This is a genomic window from Sinobaca sp. TMA16-18 (assembly GCF_059510535.1).
Map to the genome: position 1 here is coordinate 55,866 of NZ_JCAKFM010000005.1, position 19,491 is coordinate 75,356.

The following is a 19,491-nucleotide window of genomic DNA, read 5'->3' on the forward strand; positions in this document are numbered from 1 at the left end:
TATTTTGGATGAGAAATAAATCTTTTTAAGGACTTTATACTTATATTATCGACAGGGGAAGCAAATATTTTATAAAAAAAAGGAAAAGAATTAAGGCTTTCTTCTTTGAAGAATTTATAAGAAAATAAACAAGAACAAAAAAAGAGAGGGGAACCAGCTGTGCTGTACATAAAAGAACTTCAAGAAGAAGATACAAAAGAAGCCGGCCGTTTTCTGCTTGAAACGATGGAAGAGGCATTTCCTTTTCCGTTAACCGAAACGGCCAGACTCGATGCACAATACATGAATGAGCGGTTTGTAAAACCGCAGAATACGGTCATAATCGGTGCTTACATCGACGGGGTCATTGCAGGCACGATAGCCGTCAGGCCGTATGATGATAGAATTGCTTCCATAAAAGGCAGGTATTATTTGGAGGAAACATGCGAAATTATTAAATGCTATGTGGATCCTTCCATGCGCAAAAAAGGGATAGGCACTGCGCTATTAACCGAGCTTCTTCATTTTTGCAGCCGGCAGCATTACCATATGCTTTACCTGCATACTCAGTTGTTTCTGGAAGGCGGCCTTTCTTTTTGGAAAAAGCATGGTTTTGAAGTAACAGCAGAAGAAAAGGATGAGTGGGAAACGGTACACATGGAAGGGAAACGGATGGAAGTAGCCCGGATATTAAAAGAAGCAGACATGAATGCAGCAGGAAGATAAAGAGCACCGTCTATTTTGCTTTTGATACATAAGCTTTTCCGGATGATACTGGAAGCGTTCGTCCGGCCCTTTATGCAAATGCTCGAAACCGTGTCTGTCTCAAAGCTGCTTCTGACTATGCAGAAGAAAAGAACCCATATGGCTGTTCTTCTGAATGAGTGTGGCGGAACAGCTGGACTTGTGACGGTTGAAGACATTATTGAAAAAATCGTTGGAGAAATTCAGGATGAATTTAATATCGAAATCAGAAAAGCGGACTCTGCTACAGAAACCTTTGCTTCCCATAAAAACAACAGCAGGTTGTGAACTTTTTTTTACAATTTCAGTGAAAATCGCTTGATTTTTTTTAGGAAGGGAGTATGATAATCTCAATAAGGAGATGATTACATGATTGCAGCACATTTTCTACAAAGCTTCCGCTTTGTCATGATGGGAGCAATGGGGCTTACAGCATTAAGTCTGGTCACTTTCCAGTGCGTTGAATTGTATCACGCATTGATGACAATGTTTCACAAATAAGCAGTACGTATATAAAAAACCGTTCTCTATGGCAGAGAACGGTTTTTTGAATAGGGAGAGACGGTTTTTTCTTACGAATAAACAGAACAAAACCGATGGCACGTGAACCATCGGTTTTAGTCGTTCATTTCCCACGCTACTTTCAGGGAATCTGTAATATACTCTGCAACTTCTTCTTCATTAAGCTGATCTGTAGACATCTTGGAACTGTGGTCAGCATAGATCATTTTCCGTTTGTTAAACAGCTCTTCGATTTCTTCCAGACTGCGGCCCTGGAGAACCGGCCGGTTATCAACAATCATGTGCAGGCGTTCTTTCCAGGAGTCCCACGAAATATCCAGATAAAAAACAATACAGTTGGCCATACAGGCTTCGCGGACTTCTTCCTGCATAAAAGCGCCTCCGCCCACAGAAATAACCTTTAATTTCTGCCGGGCATAATGCTGGATCAGCTGCTTTTCTTTTTCGCGGAATTCTTTCTCCCCGATGGTTTTGAAAATTTCCGGCACCGGCATCTGGTATTCCTGTTCGATGACTTCATCAATATCTATGAAAGACCGGTACAGCTTCTTTGCTACAAGCTTGCCTATAGTTGTTTTGCCAACGCCCATAAAGCCGATAAACACGATGCTTTTTTCTCTGAGTGCCCGTTCGTTTGTCTGCATAAAAAGCTCTCTTTCCTTTATAAGAATGTCATTTCCAGCTTATCTTCTAAAATGAATTGTACCACATCCGGGTCCGGACACGCCAAAGCCTTCCTCTGGAAAACCGGTGATTATTCCATGCAGAAAAGTGGAATAGGTGGAAGAAGACATACATAAGAGAGAGGGGCTGTCAGATATGATGGACAAGACTGAAGCAATTATAGAACATTCTCTGTATTCATTAATGGAAAATAAAAAATTTCTTCCTGATTTACAGGAAGAAGACAGAACTAAAGCTTTTTCTTCCCTGCTTTCTATACTTTCTACTCCAAACCACATTCATAAATCCTTTCTCCGGGTGACGCTCCGAGATGGAAAGGTAGTGCGGATTCCTGCTTTCCGGGTCCAGCACAACAATACGCTGGGTGCTTACAAAGGAGGCATTCGTTTTCATGAAAGCGTAAATGAAGAAGAGACGGTTACTCTTGCTTCGTTAATGTCTCTTAAAAATGCCCTTCATGATGTACCGTTCGGCGGTGCCAAAGGCGGCATCTCCATCAATCCGAGAGATTATAATAAAAAAGAGCTGAATCTTATCTGCAAAAAATACGTGCAGTATTTTGCTGATATTCTCGGGACGGATAAGGATGTGCCGGCACCCGATGTGGGATCAAGCGAAAGGGAAATGGACTGGATGATGGCTGAATTTAAAAATATTCATCCCGGGCAGTCCTACCGCGGAAGCTTTACTGGAAAAAGCGTTTTGAATGGAGGATCGCTTGGGCGTAAAGAAGCAACGGGAAAAGGCGTTTACTTTACCTTTCGCTATATTCTTCATGACTTTCTTAAAGAACATAAGAGCGATTATCCGGACAGCACAAACGCTTTTTTGAAAACAGCCGTACGCTATACGGACAAGCCGTTAAAAATTGCGGTGCAGGGATTTGGAAATGTTGGTTCCGTTGCTGCGCTGGAGGCATATTACTGCTCTCATTTAAACAATAAAGTGGTCGCCGTTAGCGATAGAAATGTAACACTTTATAATGAGAATGGTCTGGCTGTACCTGAACTTGCCGCCTTTACGAAGGAAAACGAAGGAGATCTTCCCCAAACTTCCGAGGAAATCAAGGAGCTGGGCATAAAAGCTGATATTATGGAACGCGACGACATCATTACAATGGATGTTGATGCTTTATTTTTTGCAGCACTTGGTAATGTAGTAGATGCAGCCAATATGAAAGACATTAAAGCGGAGCTGCTTGTTGAAGGAGCCAACACACCTATTACAGCAGAAGCGGACAAGTACCTAAGCGATAAGGGCACTGTGATTATTCCGGACATACTGGCTAATGCCGGCGGTGTTATTGTTTCCTATTTGGAGTGGCTGCAGGGAAGAGAGACGACGATGTATACGGAAGAAGAAGTATTTAAGCAGCTGATCGATAAAATGCAGTATACGATGGATACGATTCTTCCGCAGTTCTTCGGCGATCCTTTTTCCCTTCGCCAAAACTGCTTTATTCACTCTGTCACCAAGCTCTCCACTATTTTGTATATCCGGGGAAAGCTTTACTGACAGAGAAGCAGATTCATTTTCTCCCTATTTGATTGGGCGTATAATAGATGTACACCAAGAGAAAAGGGGGCAGAACAATGGATATTTCCTTATATAAAGATGTCATTAAAGATGAGCGCGGCAATTATTACAGAGCGATAGCCTACCGTAAGAAAAAATTAGTGCTCGTTCACGCGTTTATCGATCTTTCGTTTGATACTATTCTGGAGTTTACGAAGAGCTTTCAGGAAAAGTATGGCGCATACGAGCACCAGTTTTTGGGCAAACAGCCGATGGACAGACTGCGTCATGACTATATGTTTGCCCTTGAAAATCGGGATGGGATGCGGCTGTACACCCTCGAAGAAGTTGAAGAATATTATGATATCGAATTTATAGATGCTATTGAGTTTTTCCGCCATACTCAGGCGGGAAGGCCTGCTCTGTAATGAAGAAGCTGGGAGAATGGCAGAAAAACACCCGGAGCCTTTTCGGGGCTCCGGGTGTTTACATACAACGTAATAAGTGGGGTGAAACAAAAAAGCAGTATAACGCCGGCCTAATGCTGCGCTGTATTATTTCTTTTTGGCATAAGCTCCGTTCAGGCGCAGGATATTATCAATCTTTTTCGTGTTCGGCCCTACGACACTTAGCGTTTTATCTTTAATGCTGATAACGGTATACGGAACAAATTTCTGGCCCGCTTCCCCGAATTCCTTATTTGCTGCCGGATTGTTCACGATATCTTTTTCGGTATAGGAAATCTTCTGCTCCTGCAGCCACGTTTTGACTTTCAGGCAGGATTCACAGTTTGGCTGGGTAAATACATCAATAGAATAACTCATTGATCTTCCTCCTTCGTTTATTTAGAAGATTCATTTTTGTTGGCGTTGGCTTCCTTAATAGCATTCCATTCTTTTACGATAAGAATGCAGGGAATGACAGAAGCTAATAAAAAAGCGATCATCCAAACCGTATCGCCTTCCTGAAAATGATTATAGGCAAAAAACAGCCCAAATCCAATAAACAATCCTAAATACAGCATTTTGCCGATTTGTACAATAGAAATTTCCATGCGGACACCTTTTCCTTCCGGATATTTTTCCCTCAGGCATTTTATTTTAATACTTGTAAGTATACCAAACAACCCGTATGGGAGCGACACTCCTGTTCTTTGATCCGGTTGATTGGTCCGGGGGGTTTCAAGGAGGCGGAAAAAGGATACATAGAATAAAGATAGATTAAATATGCCGGTGAGGTCCAACCACATAACATTGGCATAAAGATGGAGGAGAAGTTATGAAAAATATTTCAAACTGTACCTGGAGCCTGATCGCGGTTTTTGCTGCTGTAGCAGCGGTCGTGCTGGCAGCCAGCCGCAAAAACAACCAAAAAGAACTGCCGCAGCGCTCAGAAGAAGAAACAATAAGCAATTCCCCCAAAATAGATAAAAGAGAAAGTGTGGACGCTGAAACAGATCCTTCAGAAGAAGGTCTCTCCCAGCTTGATTCTGCCCATAAATCAGAATGGCAGGCCAACGGCTTTCCTCAAACCCATAAAGGGCTGAAAGAACTGGAAGAAGCTGAAAACAAAAACAAGTAACAGCGTGAAGCCGTCCTGGAGAAGGATGGCTTTTTTTGATGGCGCCGTTTTTTATAAAAGAGGTGTTAGCGCTCTTCGTTTTGGGAATACAAAAGTCATGAACGATAAAAGGAGAGATAAGTAAATGGAAAGAGTATATGTAACAAACGCTTCGACTGCAGAAAGAAACCTGGCCTTTACGAAAGCGGTGCTTGAAAGTGGAGACGCCCACAACACAACAGACCAGCTTCTTCACATAGATGGTCTCCTTGATCCAGAAGATTTGGAAGGAAAAGAATTTCAGCTGACGTTTAAGACAGACAAAAATGAAGAATTAACAAAAAAAGTAAAACACGATACATCATTTCAGCCTAACTATGGCCAGACGACATTTATTATTCAACCGTAACAAACAGAGAAGCTGCCCCTTTCCGGCAGCTTCTTTTTTCGTTGGATGACTTATAATTGTCAATTTTACTATGATTTCCTGTGATTTAGATCACACTGTTATGTACAAAGACCTATTATACTAAAGGTAGATAGAAAACTACCTTTGAAAGGGGTAATGATCAATGGAAAACTACCAAAAAATTCTGGCAGCCGTGGACGGATCGGAAGAGTCTAAAAATGCTTTCAAAAAAGCAGTCGCTTTGGCTAAAAAAGAAGATGCGGAGCTTATTATCTGCCATGTCGTCGATACCAGCTCCTATAACAGAATTGAACATTACAGCTCCGCCTTTATTGCAGGTCTCGAAGACTATGCCAAAGAACTTCTTGATGACTATGAGAAGCAGGCCAACGAAGCCGGAGTGAGAAAAGTAACACCGGTACTCGAGCACGGTTCCCCTAAAGTGAAGATTCCAAAAGAAACAGCCGGAAAGCACGAAGCAGACCTCATTGTGGCAGGCGCTACCGGTCTCGGAGCAGTAGAACGGTTTATTATAGGAAGTGTTTCCGAACAAATTGCAAGACGGGCCAAATGTGATGTCCTGATTGTTCGAATGACTGAACAGGATAGTTAACAGAATTTTCCCAATTTACAGCATACAAAGGAGTACCGTACCTGTTATGATTAGGGTAAATAGTAAGGGGGAGTGATAACCATGACCTTTGCTTCTTCCATTGAAAGCCGGGCGCGATTGAAGAACAGCCAGGCCGTTCGTGATTTTTTGTATGATGATCCATTCCGCCGGCTGCAAAGCCGGATGCAGCGGCCGGTGATTCATAAGTGCCGCGGGAGCTATCTTTTTTTCGAAGGCGATCGAGCTGACGAATTTTACTTTATTCGAAAAGGGAAGGTCAAGCTCCAAAAAACGACCTCAGACGGCCGGGAAATTATCTATTCCGTCATTAATGAAGGAGACCTGATCGGGGAGTATTATGGCGAAATCGACGGTTCTTACAGTTATGGCGCGGTAGCTTTGGAGAAAGTAGAGGCTTTGGTTATCTCTGCCGGCTCTTTAGAAGATTTGATGCGGGAATCGGGTGAATTTGCGGTTGAGTTTTCAAAATGGATCGGCAGAAAGCAGTATTTGTACCAGAAAAGATGCCGGGACCTGTTATTGTATGGAAAAAAGGAAGCACTTGCCTCAACGCTTCTGGAGCTCGATGCCTCTTTTGGCACTCCCTGTCCGGAAGGAAGAAGGCTGTCTGTCAGGCTGACGAATACGGAAATAGGTGCGTTAATCGGTCTGACCAGAGAAAGTGTGAACCGTTTTTTAAACAGCTGGAAGCAGGAAGGCGTGATTGATTTTCAGGAAAACCGTATTGTTATAAAAAATATTCATCATCTGCAGGCGTTGATGTCCAAATAGAGATGCATACTATATCAGAAAAACCGGTGATGTTGTCTTCACCGGTTTTTTTGCTATACTAAAGAATATGGAATAAAAAGGAACAAAGGGGTAATCAATGAAGCCGTTACTAATGAGAACAGCGGGACTGATCCTGTTTTTCATGGGATTTTTTCCTATTGCCGGAATTACCGGATATTATTTTTTCATGCCGGCCCAGCCTGTAGCTTTAGCGGCTACAGTAATGGGAAGTGCATTACTTATTCTGTCGTCGGTGTTCCGTCCAGCCCGGGAAGAATAAGCGCAAGCTGTTGAATAAAGAAAAGTTGTCAAAAATAGAGGAACTCTATACAATAGTACAGTGTAAGAAAATCGTATGTGTACTAAGCCTTACGAGTTTATATCTTGCAAATATAAAACAATAGGTGATAAAAGATGGAAGAAAAACAACAGTATCGGGTGTTATTATACTATCATTATGTAACGATCGAAGATCCGGAAACAAAAGCCGCTGCCCATTTGAACTACTGTAAGCATATTGGCTTAAAGGGGCGCGTCTTTATAGCGTCGGAAGGCATCAACGGCACCGTTTCCGGAACGGTGGAACAGACCGAAAAATATATACGCGCCATGCGCCATGATGAACATTTCGCAGACACTATTTTTAAAATAGATGAAGTGGAAGGCCATGTATTCAAAAAAATGCATGTCCGTCCCAAGCGTGAACTCGTTTCCTTAAGGCTGGAAGATGATATTGATCCTAAAGAGCAGACAGGGGATTATTTAAGCCCGAAAGAATTCTATGAAGCGATGCAGCGTGAAGATACGATTGTCCTGGACGCACGTAACGATTATGAGTACGATATCGGTCATTTTGAAGGGGCTGTACGCCCGGACATCCGCTCTTTTAAAGAACTGCCGGACTGGATAGAAGAGAATAAAGAACAGTTTGAAGGAAAGCAGATTCTGACGTATTGTACCGGCGGTATCCGCTGCGAAAAATTTTCCGGATGGCTTAAAGAAGAAGGATTTGAAAATGTGTCTCAGCTTCACGGGGGCATTGTTACCTATGGAAAAGATGAAGAAGTAAAAGGCGCCGGCTGGAACGGGAAATGTTATGTATTCGATGAGCGCCTGAGTGTGCCCGTAAATCAGCTCGAGCATGTTATAGTCGGGCGCGACCACTTTGACGGGCAGCCCTGCGAACGCTACGTTAACTGCGGCAACCCTGAATGCAATAAGCAGATCCTCTGTTCGGAAGAAAATGAAGCGAAATATATGAGAGGCTGCACGCATGAATGCCGTGTCACTCCGAGAAACCGTTATATTATTCAACATGAACTGTCTAAAGCAGAAGTGGATGAACGACTTGAACTCATCCGCCGGGAGAACGTCCAGCACGCATAGGAGCATAGGAGCATAATAGCATGAAGCCGAATGTCCGCCCGGCCTCATGCTTTCTTTCTATCATTAATAACTACATAGGAGTGGAATGGATGAATCAGGCATCTAACGAGCAGTCAAAGATAAATCAGATGGATAAACAAATAAAGCAGTCAGGCAGCGGGTATTCAAAAACGGTACTCGAAACGGTAAACGATGTATTTAACATAGATTTAATAGAAATTTCCGACCGCGGAGAAGGCAGGTACAATGAGCGTTACAGCGACCCGGTGATGGAGGCGGCAGGGAAAAATCGTCAGCCTATCACCGATATAGAGATTATGAAGCTGTCTAAATGGGACGTGCTGCAGGACTGCCTGGAGCAGGAAGCGTACCTGGACGGAGAAAAGGCACGGATGTGGATAGATGAGGTGTTTGGCATCAACCTTAAAGGTGTGGCATCATTGGAAGAAGCAAGGATTTCTGTTTATTCTAAAGGGATCTGGGTGTCCCGTCAGCCGGAAGACTTAATTGTTATTGATACAGGCAGAGGAGATATCGACGTGCACGTCTATCCTTCTCCTGCTTATACAGCAGCAAAAGGAACGTCAGAACTTCCCTCTTCCCTTCGGCAGGCCCTGCTGTCTCTCGGGTATATTCATTTAGAAGAGAGCCATTCGTTTTATTATAAAAATGAAAACAATGAAAGTGTGTCGACGTCTTTTAAGGGACGGACAATGGCTGTAATTTCGGAAGCTACGGCTTTTATGGCATAATAAAAGCCTCTGCACGTGGCAGAGGCGGATACTTTATGCTTTTTCTACAATATAGGCTTTTTTCTCAATATACTTTTTGCCGCCGATTTCTTTTGAGTGATCGAAGTAGCCCTGCACTTCGTGAATTACCTTGTATTGGCGTTTAGGATCGCTGAATAAGTAGTTTTCATTTGTAGCGATCAATGTCACGTGCGTATTTTCCACGAAGCTGTCCAGCTCTTTCGCTGTATAGTTGGCTCCTATTTTTAGTGATTGTCCTGCTTGGCTTCCCATAAAAAAATCCTCCTCATAATATCTTCTATTACTGCGCATTACCCGTTCTCCGGAAAAGTATGCAGATTTACCGGAATTTCTAAAAGGAGGAATAGAATGAATATAAGAAAAATGACCGAAGCAGATATACCAAATGTACAGGAGACAGCGGAAGCCTCCTGGCGCGAAGCCTATGAAGGCCTGGTCGAAAAAGAGGCGCAGGATCGTTTCCTCGAGTATGCCTACTCTTCCCAGATGCTGAAAATGAGGCTTAAGCGTTCCGCCTTTTTTGTAGCAGAAGAAAATGACCTCATCGCCGGATTTATTAACGTTACGTACCCAAACGGCGATCGGGAGAGCGTGCTGGCCGCTCTTTACGTGCGTCCTGAGTACCAGCGTAAAGGTATCGGAGAAGCCCTGTTCAGAGCCTGCTTTGATGTGCTCGAAGAGGCAGAGGTCCTTACGTTACATGTGGAGGCGGAAAACAAGAAAGGAACGGCGTTTTATAAAAAACATGGATTTGTTGAAGTAGAAAGAATGGAAGAAACGCTCGGTGATGATACGTTTCAATCTATTCTCATGAAAAAGTCTTTTTTATCATAAATAATGATCAGCCAGACGCAGCATGTGGCTGATTAAAGACAGCGCACCAAGTACAGCGAGCGTGAGCAGCAGTTTATTCTTCTGCCGGCGGCGTCTCTGATCCAAAAAAATAAATACAATACCGGCAAACAAAAGAGCCGGAAGAGCAAAACGGATCCATTCCATATGCAGGCTCCTTTCTATTTCTATTATAGGGAGAAACGATAGGGTCTGTAAATTCAGGCACGTTTTCTGCATAATCCGCTTTTTCTTCGGGAAAGGGAAAGCAAACAGGGTAAAGGGGCGGTCTAAGTGTATATTTTTTCTGAAGGAGACATCCGCAGCTGCGTAGAGCTCGATGAGAACATGCTTCACGTTATTGAAGAGGGGTTTGGAAAACTTGATAACGGCGAAGTGACGATGCCGCCTGTACTGCGGGTGGATATTCCTGAAAATAACGGAGAAGTGGACGTGAAAACAGCGTACGTGAAAGGATGGAGTCAGTTTGCTCTAAAGGCGTCCTCCGGATTTTTTAATAATCCCGAAAAGGGACTTCCGAGCTTAAGTGGTATGATGCTGTTGTTCAGTACGGAAACAGGCATGCTGGATGCGTTTCTTCAGGATAACGGCTATCTAACAGATATACGGACGGCATTAGCCGGAGCTGCAGCCGCCAAATATCTTTCTAAACAAGGGCCGGTCCGTGCCGGAATAGTCGGCACCGGCGCTCAGGCCCGCTTCCAGCTGCGTGCCCTTGCGCTTGTAAGGGAGATTGAAGAAGTACGTGTTTACGGACGGAAGGAAGAGCGGGTCCAGGCTTATATCGGAGAGATGGAAGAAGAGCTGAACATTCCGGTACAAGCCGCTGTTTCTATAGAAGAGACGGTCCGGAAAAGCGATATAGTCATTACAACGACTCCTGCCAAAGCACCGCTCATAAAAAAAGAATGGCTCCACCCGGGCCTGCATATTACTGCAATGGGGTCCGACGCAGAAGAAAAAAATGAAATAGCGCCGGACGCACTGGCAGCGGCAGATATCAAGGTGTGTGATTCCAAAGCCCAGGTGTTTCGTCTCGGCGAGTTCCATCATGCAGAATCGGCCGGACTGCTGGGTCCTGATGATCCTTCGATTGTAGAACTTGGCACGATTATTAACGGAAAAGCCCCCGGCCGGACGACCGGTGAACAAATCACGATTTGTGATTTAACGGGCACCGGTGTTCAGGATACGGCCATTGCGGTCCAGGCTTTCAAAAAGCTGCGGGCCGAAAACAAAGGCACCGTGTTTGGAGAGTAGAAGCAAGCAGGATGCGATGTCAGCCGATATCGCATCTTTTTATGTGTGTTTTCAAGGAAAGCCTCCGCTGTTTTGTGGATTGTGCTTGCAACGCCTGAAGTGACACGCTACACTTTATCATATTGGACGAAAAGGCAGAGTAACAGAGGAAGGGAGGAGAGCAATGGAACCTACCGCCAAAACACCAGTGAACGTGGAGATGGTAACAAAAATAACCCAGGACGGGGAAAAAGATGAAATTCGTCTTTCCACAAAAGGCAGCCTCGTTCACAAAAACGACTGGGTGTATGTACTTTTTACGGAAACAATGGAAGGCGTGGGAGAGGTGAACACCACGCTTAAAATAGGTACATCGGAAATGCTTATTCTCCGGTCCGGATCTGTTTCGATGCGCCAGGTATATATTTATGGGCAGATGACAGAAGGCACGTATGAAATGTCTTTTGGGAAATTTGCGACAGAAGTCCAAACCCATCACCTTGCCGCTTTATGGGAAGACAGCGGCAGAGCAGGCAGGATCAAGTTCGGCTATGACCTGAAGCTGCAGGGAGAAGAAGCAGGACGGTACGACATCACAATTGCGATAGAGGAGGAAAAATAAGTACATGAACATTGCAGAACAGATAAAAGATACGTTAAAGCAGGAAATTATAAAAGCAGTAGAAAAAGCCGGGCTCGCCTCGGGAGCAGATATTCCCGAGGTGGTGCTGGAAACGCCTAAAGATAAAGCACACGGGGACTTTGCTACCAATATGGCCATGAAGCTGGCGAAAATAGCCAAAAAGGCGCCGCGTCAAATTGCAGAAGACCTGGCAGCAGAGATAAATAAAGAAGCGGCTTCCATTAAGACAATAGATATTGCAGGCCCCGGATTTATTAACTTTTTCCTCGACAACAGCTACTTAAAAGAAATTATCCCGGCTGTGCTTCAGGAAAGAGAAGACTACGGCTGGACAAATCACGGAAACGGCAAAAAGGTGCAGGTGGAGTTTGTCTCCGCCAATCCGACAGGAGACCTTCATCTCGGCCATGCACGTGGAGCGGCTGTCGGCGACTCGATCTGCAACATTCTGGCTAAAGCAGGCTATGACGTATCCAGAGAGTATTATATTAACGACGCCGGCAATCAGATTAACAACCTGGCCTATTCCATTGAAGCCCGCTATCTGGAAGCGCTCGGCATGGAAAGCACAATGCCGGAAGGCGGCTATCAGGGAGCGGACGTCAAGGGTTTCGGCGAGGACCTTGCAAAGGAACACGGCGATAAATATATCAGTATAGACGAAGCAGAAAGACTCGCTTTTTTCCGGGAATACGGCTTGAAGCGTGAAATGGAAAAGCTGAAAGAAGCCCTGCAGGAGTTCCGGGTGGAATTTGACGTATGGTTTTCGGAAACATCTCTTTATGAAAACGGGAAAGTGAAAGCGATTCTGGACTTTCTTAAAGAAAAAGGCGAAACGTATGAAGAAGGCGGTGCTGTCTGGTTCCGTTCCACTGAATATGGAGACGATAAAGACCGCGTGCTTGTGAAAAACGATGGCAGCTTTACGTACCTCCTGCCGGATATTGCGTATCATAACGATAAGTTTGAACGCGGCTTTGAACAGTTGATTAACGTATGGGGCGCCGATCATCACGGGTATATCCCGAGAATGAGAGCTGCCGTGCAGGCGATCGGCTACGATAAAGACCAGCTTGCTGTAGAGATTATTCAAATGGTGAATTTATATGAAAACGGCGAACGTATCAAAATGAGCAAACGAACGGGAAAAGCTGTCACGCTCAAAGATTTGATGGAAGAGGTAGGCAGAGACGCCACCCGCTACTTCTTTGCGATGAGAAGCCCGGATACGCATCTTGATTTTGATTTGAGTCTCGCTAAATCAGAGTCCAACGAAAATCCGGTGTACTATTCCCAGTATGCCCATGCGAGAATTTCGAGCATTCTGCGTTCTGCAGAACAAAAAGGCATCCCGTATAATCCGGAAGCGGAAATTGATGGCATCGGCACCGAAAAAGAAATGGAGCTCTTAAAGAAAATCGGGGAGTTTCCAGAGACGGTCGTGTTTGCAGCAGAAAAGCGGGCGCCTCACCGCATCACGAACTACCTGCATGAACTGGCTTCTTCGTTCCACAGCTTCTACAACGCAAATCGTGTCGTAGATCCGGAAAACGTACCGCTTTCCCAGGCCCGCATGAAGCTGGCCGCTTCTGCGCAGTATGCCCTGAAAAACGGTATGAAGCTGATCGGTGTTCATGCTCCGGAAGAAATGTAAGATACTAAAAAAAGAAAATGACATGCTGAAGGTTTCGGTTCCCCATTCGTGGGAACCGGCCTTTTTTATTGGCGGCGGAAGCGTTTGAACAGCGGAAGCTTCCATAAAAAGGAGCGGGCCGGCTTCTGCTGTGGTTCCTGCTGTTCCTGATACGTTTCAAAAAACAAGTCTTTCACAGGGGTGGACGGGGGCACGGGCGGATCGAGTGTAACGAGATCGCCTTCTGTCATGTGAATCAGCTCCGTATGACATTCGGGCAGTTCTTTCACAAGGTCTGCCTGAAAAGCAAGCGCCCGCTGGAGGGTGGGAAATGAGGCTTCCAATATACCTGTGTCCTCCTCTGTAGACGGTGTCCGGGCTGCGGTTGTTTCAATCAGCGTTACTTTATAATGAGAGGGCATATTCATTCCTGCCTTTCCGATCGCTCAAGCGTTCTTTCTCCTACAATACCCGGAAAAGCAGATAGATAAGCCAATCGTCTCTCCGGCGGGTTTTTAAAGATTTTATTACAAAAAATTCAGGAGACTCGGCTACATTTTCATTTATGATACATTGAAAAAAGAAAAAGGGGGAGAGGACATTGGCAAAGAGAAAAACGAGCCTGTTGTCTATTTTTATTATATCGCTTCGTCTCGGCCTGACGTCATTTGGAGGACCTATTGCCCATCTGGCTTTTTTCAGGCAGGAATATGTAGAGCGCAGGCGCTGGCTGCAGGAAAAAGAATATGCAGACCTCGTCGCTTTGGCGCAGTTTATTCCCGGGCCGGCAAGCAGCCAGGTCGGAATGGGAATCGGGCTCATGCGGGGAGGGCTGGCCGGTGCATTCGTCTCGTTTCTGGGATTTACGCTTCCGTCCGTCGTTGTCCTTATGGTATTTGCTCTTGCTTTGCAAAGCTACGGGCTGGCAGACGCCGGCTGGATTCAAGGGTTGAAAGTCGTCGCCGTAGCGATTGTAGCCCAGGCGCTGATTGGAATGGGCAGAAACCTGGCGCCTGACCGGGAGCGGGCGACGATCGCGGTACTGACGATAATTGTCCTGCTTCTCTGGCAGACAGTATTCAGCCAGGTTGTTTTAATTGCAGCCGCAGGTGCTGTAGGTTACATATTGTACAAAGGAAAAACAAATGAACGTACCAGCCCCATGCCGGTACCTCTATCGAAAAAAACGGGTACGGCCTTTTTAGCCGTCTTTTCCGGCCTGCTCGTTATGCTTCCGCTTCTCCGCCCGGTAGTGAATACGTGGTGGTTTGATATGTGGGACAGCTTTTACCGGGCGGGAGCGCTTGTGTTTGGCGGAGGCCACGTGATGCTGCCTTTACTAGAGCGGGAAGTTGTGCCGGCAGGGCTGGTCACCGCCGATGAGTTTCTGGCAGGATACGGGATGGCGCAGGCAGTACCGGGTCCATTGTTTACTTTTGCTTCTTATTTAGGAACGGTGGCCTCCGGTATTCCCGGCGGAATAACAGCCACGGCGGCTATTTTTCTGCCTGCCTTTCTGCTGATTGCCGGGGTACTTCCTTTTTGGAATGCAGCAAGGCAGAGCCGGTCGATGCAGGGAGCGCTGTACGGCATTAATGCCTGCGTAGTCGGTATACTAGCTGCTGCATTCTATGACCCTATTTTCACAAGCGCAGTTCAAACCTCTATAGAGGCCGCGCTTGCAGTCCTGTTATTTGGGCTTTTGGTTTTCTGGAAAGCAAAGCCGTGGGTGGTTGTGCTGGCCGGCGCTGTACTCGGCCAATTATTACTTTAGAAAAGAGGGATAACAATGCATGCAGAACACATATTAAAAAAGTTATTTTTATGCGGCGAAACAGAAGCCGAAGAGGCGGCGCAGCAGATGCATCCCGACTATGTGATTGATCTGCGGGCAGAGGCGGAACTGCCTCTGCAGGGAGCGGTTTCCAAAGAAGGAACGGTGTCTTTTTCGCTGGTGAACGGCGGGCCGACACCGCTGGAAGAAATGCAGCGGGCGATTGCTTTTACAGCAGAAACGGTAAAAAATAACAAAAGCGCAGTGCTGCACTGAAAAGGCGGAAAAAGCCGCACAGGTAGTGTGGCCGCAGGTGTGTTATTGGAACTGGGGATTACGGAAAAAGTGCAGGAAGCAGAAGCGCTCGTACGGGGAGCCAGGCCGGAAGCGGTTCTGGATGTACATGCAAAAGAAACGCTGCGCAGGCTGTATGAATAGACAAAGGACCGGCCGCGGCCGGTCCTTTGTTATCGATTGGACATAAATTTAATCATTTCCGCCAGATCGCCGAGTATTTTTTCAAGCCGTTCAATTCGTTTTTCAAACCGCATCAGCAGATACATCGAAATCATAATAGGGAAACCGAAGTTGGCCAGCAGGTGGACAAACAATGGAATATCATACAGGCTGTTCATTAGAAGTCCTTTCCAGGCAGCGCTTGAGCTTGATAAGAGCCTGACGGTTGATTTTGGAAACGCCCTGCTGGGTAATAGCGAGACGGGCGGCTGCTTCCTTTGTTGTCAGGCCTTTATCGTATAAAAGCTGAAGCACTTCGATCTGTCTGGGCGTCAGGGATGACATCCCTTCGTAGAGCTTCCCATTTTCTATTTTTTCCCCAAGATGCGGTTTTTTCTCTACTACCTGCGTTTCCAAAGACTCTTCTTTGCCGTCTGCCGTTTCGGAAAAAAAGCTTTCTTCATAGTCTGATCCGCTGTCGCGGTAGACATGTTTGTCGGTATACTTCCGTTGCTTTTTATCAAACTGTACTGCTTCCCAGCGGATGGTTTTACTGACATACTGAAGCAGCCGGATACTGCTGAGAAAAGAATGAAAGGCGCGGTCGAGTTCTTGTTTTGCTTCAGATGAAGACTGGCAGACATGGTCAATAAACAGCCGCCGATGCGTCTCCTCCTTCAGAAATGACTGAATAAGCGGGTGATCCAGAACAGCACGCTGCTCCTTCAGGCAGGCTTCCATAGCAGGGCATGGGCAGTAATCACTAACGGTGAGATTTTCTATAAAATGGCAGGTCATGTTGATCCCCTCCTTACTCTATAAAGGGGAAAAACGACAGAAATAACAACCGGAATAAGAACACTTGTTCGTTTTTATGATTTATCTTTATAAAAAACGTGTTCCGCTCTTATTTCGTTATCATCCAAATGGAGGACGCCGAAGGAATAATAAGGCAGTTTTCTTTTGTCTGTCACCGATCCGGGATTAAACAACAGTGTTTTATTTACATAACGAAGCAGAGGCAGGTGGGAGTGGCCGAAAAGAATACAGTCCGGTGCTTTTTCTATATCAGCGAACGCTGCCACAGCCCTTTTTTCTGTCGTCTGCCTGTCACCGTGTCCGTGAACGAGGCCGAATGTCTGACCGCCGGCGGAAAAAATATCCCGTTCCGGGAGGCGGGTTCGTTCGTTTTCCCCGTCTGTATTTCCAGCTACTGCTTTCACAGGCGCAAAGCGTTCCAGTTCCTGTAAAAAAGAAAGCTCCTGAATGTCTCCTGTATGCACAATCAGGTCGCAGTTTTCTATTTCCTGCATTAATCTGGATGGAAAGCGGCTTCCTTTTTTAGGCATATGGGTGTCCCCTAATACGACAATTTTCATAAAAGCGGCTCCTCTCTTTAATAAAATACAGAAGTGAATAAAAAGTGTAGCAGGAAAGGGCGGGAAAATGAACTATACAGCGGCATTTGACCTGGGCACCACGTCCATTAAAGGGATTTTAATCAGTAAAGATGGTGTAATAAAGCATACAGCAGAACGAAAGGTTCATACGTATTACCCTGAAAAGGGGTACGTGGAACAAGATCCGCAGGAATGGTGGAAGCATTTTTGTTCCATCCTGAACGAATGGAACAGCAGTGGTGTATCCGCTGCGGACATTCTGGCTCTTTCTTTCAGCGGTCAGATGCAGGATTGTATTCCAATAGATGCAGAAGGCCGGCCGCTGCGACGGGCTGTTTTATACAGCGATGCAAGAGCGGGAAAGGAAGCAGAAGAGCTCTCCGATCTGTTTGCGACAGCAGAAAGCAATCCGTTTAATGGTACGATGCTGCCGCCCAAACTGCTGTGGATCAACCGACACGAGCCGGAAGTGGTTGAAAAAACAGCGTATTACCTGGTCGGGGCAAAGGATTATATTATTTTCAAACTGACTGGACAGGCCTGCACGGACCCTACGACAGCTTCCACGACAGGAATGTTTGATCTGTCGGAAAAAAACTGGATGACAAAAGAATTAACGGCATGCAGTCTCCCGGCAGATAAACTGCCGCGTCTTTGTGCAGCGCACGAGCCCGCAGGTGTCGTGCAGGCAGAAGCCGCCGAGGCATGCGGTCTTCTATCCGGTCTGCCCGTTTTATGCGGAAGCGGGGACGCAGGAGCTACTACGATTGGAGCAGGAGCGGCCGCCGCCTCCCAGATGTATCTATATATGGGAACGACCGGCTGGATGGCCTATGTCAGTGCAACGCTGGAAAAGCAGCGCGAGGGGGTCTTTCAATTACTGCACCCTTCACAGCATGCCTATATTGTTATCGCGCCAATGCTTAATGCTGGTAATGTGCTGGAGTGGGCGGCAGAAACGTGGTATGGAGAGGAAGCAGACCCATACGGAAAGATGAAGGAAGAAGCAGCTCTTGTGCACGAACCTTTCCCGGGGCTGCTGTTTCTGCCTTACCTGCAGGGAGAGCGGTTTCCCGTCCAGGATATGGAGGCATGCGGGGTATTTACCGGAATAAAAAAAGAAACCGGACGAAAAGAACTCGTACGGGCCGTTTACGAGGGGCTTGCCTTTCATGTGCGGCAGGCGTTGGAGCAGTTTCCGCGCGGCCATAAAAAAGAAATGGTGATTCCGCTGATTGGAGGAGCGGCTCAAAACGAGGAATGGTGCAGGGTATTAGCTGAGGTGACCGGAGAACGCTGGACCGTTCCGACGGCCATGGATTTTCTGCCTTGTCTCGGAGCGGCCGCACCGGCTTTTATTTATCTAGGCTGGTCGTCCGGTTATGACGCTTATGCTGCACAGGTACTGGTCCGGCACGAAAAAAGCAGATACGTTTCGGGTGTATCTGAAACCTATGAGATGCTTTATGACAGCTACAAAAAGCTTTATCGGTTGTCAGCAGCCTTGTAAATAAAGGCACGGCCGGAGGGGAAGAGCCTGCGGCCGATCTTTTTTATACGTGCCTGTAGTTTGGGGGTTATTTTTTCGGGGTACTTGTTTTTTAACAATGTTTCTATCTTATTCATTTTTTGTAAGCGCTTAACAAATAATGAGGAGGTAAGACGATGGCCAATATGAACCACCCGAAGCCGAAACTGTATGTGATGGACAATGGCCGAATGAAAATGGACAAAAATTTTATGATCGCGATGCATAACCCGGCAACCGCAGATAACCCGAATGCTCCTGCAGAATTTGTTGAATTTCCCATTTATACGGTGTTGATCGATCATCCTGAAGGGAAGATTTTATTTGATACAGCGTGTAATCCAAACTCAATGGGACCGGAAGGCAGATGGATGGAAGCCACGCAGAAAACGTTCCCGTGGGAAGCGGGGGAGGAATGCTATCTGCACAACCGGCTGGAGCAATTAAATGTCAGGCCGGAAGATATTAAATATGTCGTGGCATCCCATCTTCATCTAGATCACGCCGGCTGTCTGGAAATGTTCACGAACGCCGAAGTAATTGTCCATGAGGATGAATTAAATGGTGCCCTGCAGAGCTACGCGAGACACAAGCAGGCAGGTGCCTACATCTGGGCGGATATAGATGCATGGATCAAAAATGGCCTGCAGTGGAAAACCGTCCGCAAAAACGAGGATTTTCTTAAGCTGGCGGACGGCGTTACGCTGCTGAATTTCGGAAGCGGTCACGCCTGGGGAATGCTGGGCCTGCATATAAACATGCCTGAGCAGGGTGGTATTATTCTGGCTTCGGATGCGATTTATACAGCGGAAAGCTACGGACCGCCGATTAAGCCTCCCGGTATAATTTACGACTCGGTCGGATTTGTCCGAACCGTGGAAAAGATAAAAAAACTCGCAGATGAAACCGGGTCGCAGATCTGGTATGGACATGATTCGGATCAGTTTAAACAATTCCGCAAGTCGACGGAAGGCTACTATGAATAAGCA

Annotated in this window: 29 protein-coding genes and 1 pseudogene; 21 read left to right on the forward strand and 9 right to left on the reverse strand. The window is 46.1% G+C overall.

Annotation, left to right across the window (positions count from 1 at the left end; translation table 11 throughout):
- Nucleotides 1–159 precede the first annotated feature (159 nt).
- The 3 genes and pseudogenes from AC5W14_RS10560 to AC5W14_RS10570 all read left to right on the forward strand — a co-directional run bounded on the left by AC5W14_RS10560 (nt 160) and on the right by AC5W14_RS10570 (nt 1,224).
- Nucleotides 160–705: a GNAT family N-acetyltransferase gene (locus AC5W14_RS10560; protein WP_496194363.1), complete on the forward strand. Its 546-nt coding sequence runs from the start codon at nt 160–162 to the stop codon at nt 703–705.
- A gap of 48 nt (nt 706–753) precedes the next feature.
- A pseudogene (locus AC5W14_RS10565) lies at nt 754–948 on the forward strand (hypothetical protein); the annotation flags it as partial.
- Between the two features lie 144 nt (nt 949–1,092).
- Nucleotides 1,093–1,224, forward strand: a complete 132-nt coding sequence (locus AC5W14_RS10570) for a hypothetical protein (protein ID WP_256497878.1) — start codon at nt 1,093–1,095, stop codon at nt 1,222–1,224.
- 116 nt (nt 1,225–1,340) lie between these two features.
- Here the strand turns inward: AC5W14_RS10570 and AC5W14_RS10575 are convergent, their stop codons facing one another.
- Nucleotides 1,341–1,889 (reverse strand): shikimate kinase, encoded by a 549-nt coding sequence (locus AC5W14_RS10575; RefSeq protein WP_496194364.1) that lies wholly within the window; start codon nt 1,887–1,889, stop codon nt 1,341–1,343.
- Nucleotides 1,890–2,064: 175 nt separating this feature from the next.
- On the opposite strand from AC5W14_RS10575, the gene AC5W14_RS10580 reads away from it, so the two are divergent.
- Nucleotides 2,065–3,444, forward strand: coding sequence for a Glu/Leu/Phe/Val family dehydrogenase (locus AC5W14_RS10580; protein WP_496194365.1), 1,380 nt, complete (start codon nt 2,065–2,067; stop codon nt 3,442–3,444).
- Nucleotides 3,445–3,521: 77 nt separating this feature from the next.
- Complete coding sequence (locus tag AC5W14_RS10585) at nt 3,522–3,872, forward strand: hypothetical protein (protein WP_496057951.1); 351 nt, start codon at nt 3,522–3,524, stop codon at nt 3,870–3,872.
- A gap of 126 nt (nt 3,873–3,998) precedes the next feature.
- Here the strand turns inward: AC5W14_RS10585 and AC5W14_RS10590 are convergent, their stop codons facing one another.
- On the reverse strand, nt 3,999–4,268 hold the full coding sequence (locus tag AC5W14_RS10590; protein ID WP_496057950.1) for a glutaredoxin family protein: 270 nt from the start codon (nt 4,266–4,268) through the stop codon (nt 3,999–4,001).
- Nucleotides 4,269–4,285: 17 nt separating this feature from the next.
- Nucleotides 4,286–4,498, reverse strand: coding sequence for a hypothetical protein (locus tag AC5W14_RS10595; RefSeq protein WP_496057949.1), 213 nt, complete (start codon nt 4,496–4,498; stop codon nt 4,286–4,288).
- Nucleotides 4,499–4,722: 224 nt separating this feature from the next.
- On the opposite strand from AC5W14_RS10595, the gene AC5W14_RS10600 reads away from it, so the two are divergent.
- From AC5W14_RS10600 to AC5W14_RS10630, 7 genes are all read left to right on the forward strand, one after another.
- Complete coding sequence (locus AC5W14_RS10600; protein WP_496057948.1) at nt 4,723–5,025, forward strand: hypothetical protein; 303 nt, start codon at nt 4,723–4,725, stop codon at nt 5,023–5,025.
- Between the two features lie 124 nt (nt 5,026–5,149).
- Nucleotides 5,150–5,413 carry a hypothetical protein gene (locus AC5W14_RS10605; RefSeq protein WP_496057947.1) on the forward strand — a complete coding sequence of 88 codons (264 nt, stop codon included), beginning with the start codon at nt 5,150–5,152 and terminating at the stop codon, nt 5,411–5,413.
- Between the two features lie 163 nt (nt 5,414–5,576).
- Nucleotides 5,577–6,026, forward strand: coding sequence for a universal stress protein (locus AC5W14_RS10610; RefSeq protein WP_496057946.1), 450 nt, complete (start codon nt 5,577–5,579; stop codon nt 6,024–6,026).
- 81 nt (nt 6,027–6,107) lie between these two features.
- On the forward strand, nt 6,108–6,818 hold the full coding sequence (locus tag AC5W14_RS10615) for a Crp/Fnr family transcriptional regulator (RefSeq protein WP_496194366.1): 711 nt from the start codon (nt 6,108–6,110) through the stop codon (nt 6,816–6,818).
- Nucleotides 6,819–6,915: 97 nt separating this feature from the next.
- Entirely contained in the window at nt 6,916–7,098 is a 183-nt protein-coding gene (locus tag AC5W14_RS10620) for a hypothetical protein (RefSeq protein ID WP_496057944.1), read from the forward strand.
- 134 nt (nt 7,099–7,232) lie between these two features.
- Nucleotides 7,233–8,204: an oxygen-dependent tRNA uridine(34) hydroxylase TrhO gene (gene trhO, locus AC5W14_RS10625; RefSeq protein WP_496057943.1), complete on the forward strand. Its 972-nt coding sequence runs from the start codon at nt 7,233–7,235 to the stop codon at nt 8,202–8,204.
- 20 nt (nt 8,205–8,224) lie between these two features.
- Entirely contained in the window at nt 8,225–8,956 is a 732-nt protein-coding gene (locus AC5W14_RS10630) for a hypothetical protein (RefSeq protein WP_496194367.1), read from the forward strand.
- A gap of 33 nt (nt 8,957–8,989) precedes the next feature.
- Here the strand turns inward: AC5W14_RS10630 and AC5W14_RS10635 are convergent, their stop codons facing one another.
- On the reverse strand, nt 8,990–9,229 hold the full coding sequence (locus AC5W14_RS10635; protein ID WP_496057941.1) for a hypothetical protein: 240 nt from the start codon (nt 9,227–9,229) through the stop codon (nt 8,990–8,992).
- A 96-nt stretch (nt 9,230–9,325) separates the two neighbouring features.
- Between AC5W14_RS10635 and AC5W14_RS10640 the strand changes: the two genes are divergently transcribed.
- Nucleotides 9,326–9,811, forward strand: coding sequence for a GNAT family N-acetyltransferase (locus AC5W14_RS10640; protein WP_496194368.1), 486 nt, complete (start codon nt 9,326–9,328; stop codon nt 9,809–9,811).
- On the opposite strand, the gene AC5W14_RS10645 is transcribed toward AC5W14_RS10640, so the two are convergent.
- Nucleotides 9,806–9,976: a hypothetical protein gene (locus tag AC5W14_RS10645; protein ID WP_496057939.1), complete on the reverse strand. Its 171-nt coding sequence runs from the start codon at nt 9,974–9,976 to the stop codon at nt 9,806–9,808. The two genes, AC5W14_RS10640 and AC5W14_RS10645, sit on opposite strands and share 6 nt — an antisense overlap.
- Nucleotides 9,977–10,102: 126 nt before the next feature.
- On the opposite strand from AC5W14_RS10645, the gene AC5W14_RS10650 reads away from it, so the two are divergent.
- The 3 genes from AC5W14_RS10650 (at nt 10,103) to argS (ending at nt 13,365) form a co-directional block, all read left to right on the forward strand.
- Nucleotides 10,103–11,089 (forward strand): cyclodeaminase, encoded by a 987-nt coding sequence (locus tag AC5W14_RS10650; protein ID WP_496194369.1) that lies wholly within the window; start codon nt 10,103–10,105, stop codon nt 11,087–11,089.
- Between the two features lie 163 nt (nt 11,090–11,252).
- Nucleotides 11,253–11,690, forward strand: a complete 438-nt coding sequence (locus AC5W14_RS10655; RefSeq protein ID WP_496057937.1) for a YwiB family protein — start codon at nt 11,253–11,255, stop codon at nt 11,688–11,690.
- 4 nt (nt 11,691–11,694) lie between these two features.
- Nucleotides 11,695–13,365, forward strand: coding sequence for an arginine--tRNA ligase (argS, locus tag AC5W14_RS10660; RefSeq protein WP_496057936.1), 1,671 nt, complete (start codon nt 11,695–11,697; stop codon nt 13,363–13,365).
- A 65-nt stretch (nt 13,366–13,430) separates the two neighbouring features.
- On the opposite strand, the gene AC5W14_RS10665 is transcribed toward argS, so the two are convergent.
- Nucleotides 13,431–13,772 (reverse strand): hypothetical protein, encoded by a 342-nt coding sequence (locus AC5W14_RS10665; RefSeq protein WP_496194370.1) that lies wholly within the window; start codon nt 13,770–13,772, stop codon nt 13,431–13,433.
- Nucleotides 13,773–13,945: 173 nt separating this feature from the next.
- On the opposite strand from AC5W14_RS10665, the gene chrA reads away from it, so the two are divergent.
- From chrA to AC5W14_RS10680, 3 genes are read left to right on the forward strand one after another with little or no spacing between them, the layout of a single operon-like run.
- Nucleotides 13,946–15,118, forward strand: a complete 1,173-nt coding sequence (chrA, locus tag AC5W14_RS10670) for a chromate efflux transporter (protein ID WP_496194371.1) — start codon at nt 13,946–13,948, stop codon at nt 15,116–15,118.
- Between the two features lie 15 nt (nt 15,119–15,133).
- On the forward strand, nt 15,134–15,394 hold the full coding sequence (locus tag AC5W14_RS10675; RefSeq protein ID WP_496194372.1) for a hypothetical protein: 261 nt from the start codon (nt 15,134–15,136) through the stop codon (nt 15,392–15,394).
- A gap of 27 nt (nt 15,395–15,421) precedes the next feature.
- Complete coding sequence (locus AC5W14_RS10680) at nt 15,422–15,556, forward strand: hypothetical protein (protein WP_496057932.1); 135 nt, start codon at nt 15,422–15,424, stop codon at nt 15,554–15,556.
- 29 nt (nt 15,557–15,585) lie between these two features.
- Here the strand turns inward: AC5W14_RS10680 and AC5W14_RS10685 are convergent, their stop codons facing one another.
- The 3 genes from AC5W14_RS10685 to AC5W14_RS10695 form a co-directional block, all read right to left on the reverse strand.
- On the reverse strand, nt 15,586–15,753 hold the full coding sequence (locus AC5W14_RS10685) for a YvrJ family protein (RefSeq protein WP_496057931.1): 168 nt from the start codon (nt 15,751–15,753) through the stop codon (nt 15,586–15,588).
- Entirely contained in the window at nt 15,737–16,372 is a 636-nt protein-coding gene (locus tag AC5W14_RS10690) for a sigma-70 family RNA polymerase sigma factor (protein WP_496194373.1), read from the reverse strand. Before AC5W14_RS10690 ends, AC5W14_RS10685 begins: the two co-directional genes overlap by 17 nt.
- A gap of 74 nt (nt 16,373–16,446) precedes the next feature.
- Nucleotides 16,447–16,953, reverse strand: coding sequence for a metallophosphoesterase family protein (locus AC5W14_RS10695; RefSeq protein ID WP_496194374.1), 507 nt, complete (start codon nt 16,951–16,953; stop codon nt 16,447–16,449).
- A 67-nt stretch (nt 16,954–17,020) separates the two neighbouring features.
- Between AC5W14_RS10695 and AC5W14_RS10700 the strand changes: the two genes are divergently transcribed.
- Both AC5W14_RS10700 and ahlS read left to right on the forward strand, forming a co-directional pair.
- Nucleotides 17,021–18,484, forward strand: coding sequence for a xylulokinase (locus AC5W14_RS10700; protein ID WP_496194375.1), 1,464 nt, complete (start codon nt 17,021–17,023; stop codon nt 18,482–18,484).
- A 155-nt stretch (nt 18,485–18,639) separates the two neighbouring features.
- The gene (gene ahlS / locus AC5W14_RS10705; RefSeq protein ID WP_496194376.1) at nt 18,640–19,488 is read left to right on the forward strand and encodes an AhlS family quorum-quenching N-acyl homoserine lactonase; all 849 of its coding nucleotides are present in this window, start codon (nt 18,640–18,642) and stop codon (nt 19,486–19,488) included.
- Nucleotides 19,489–19,491: the final 3 nt, after the last annotated feature.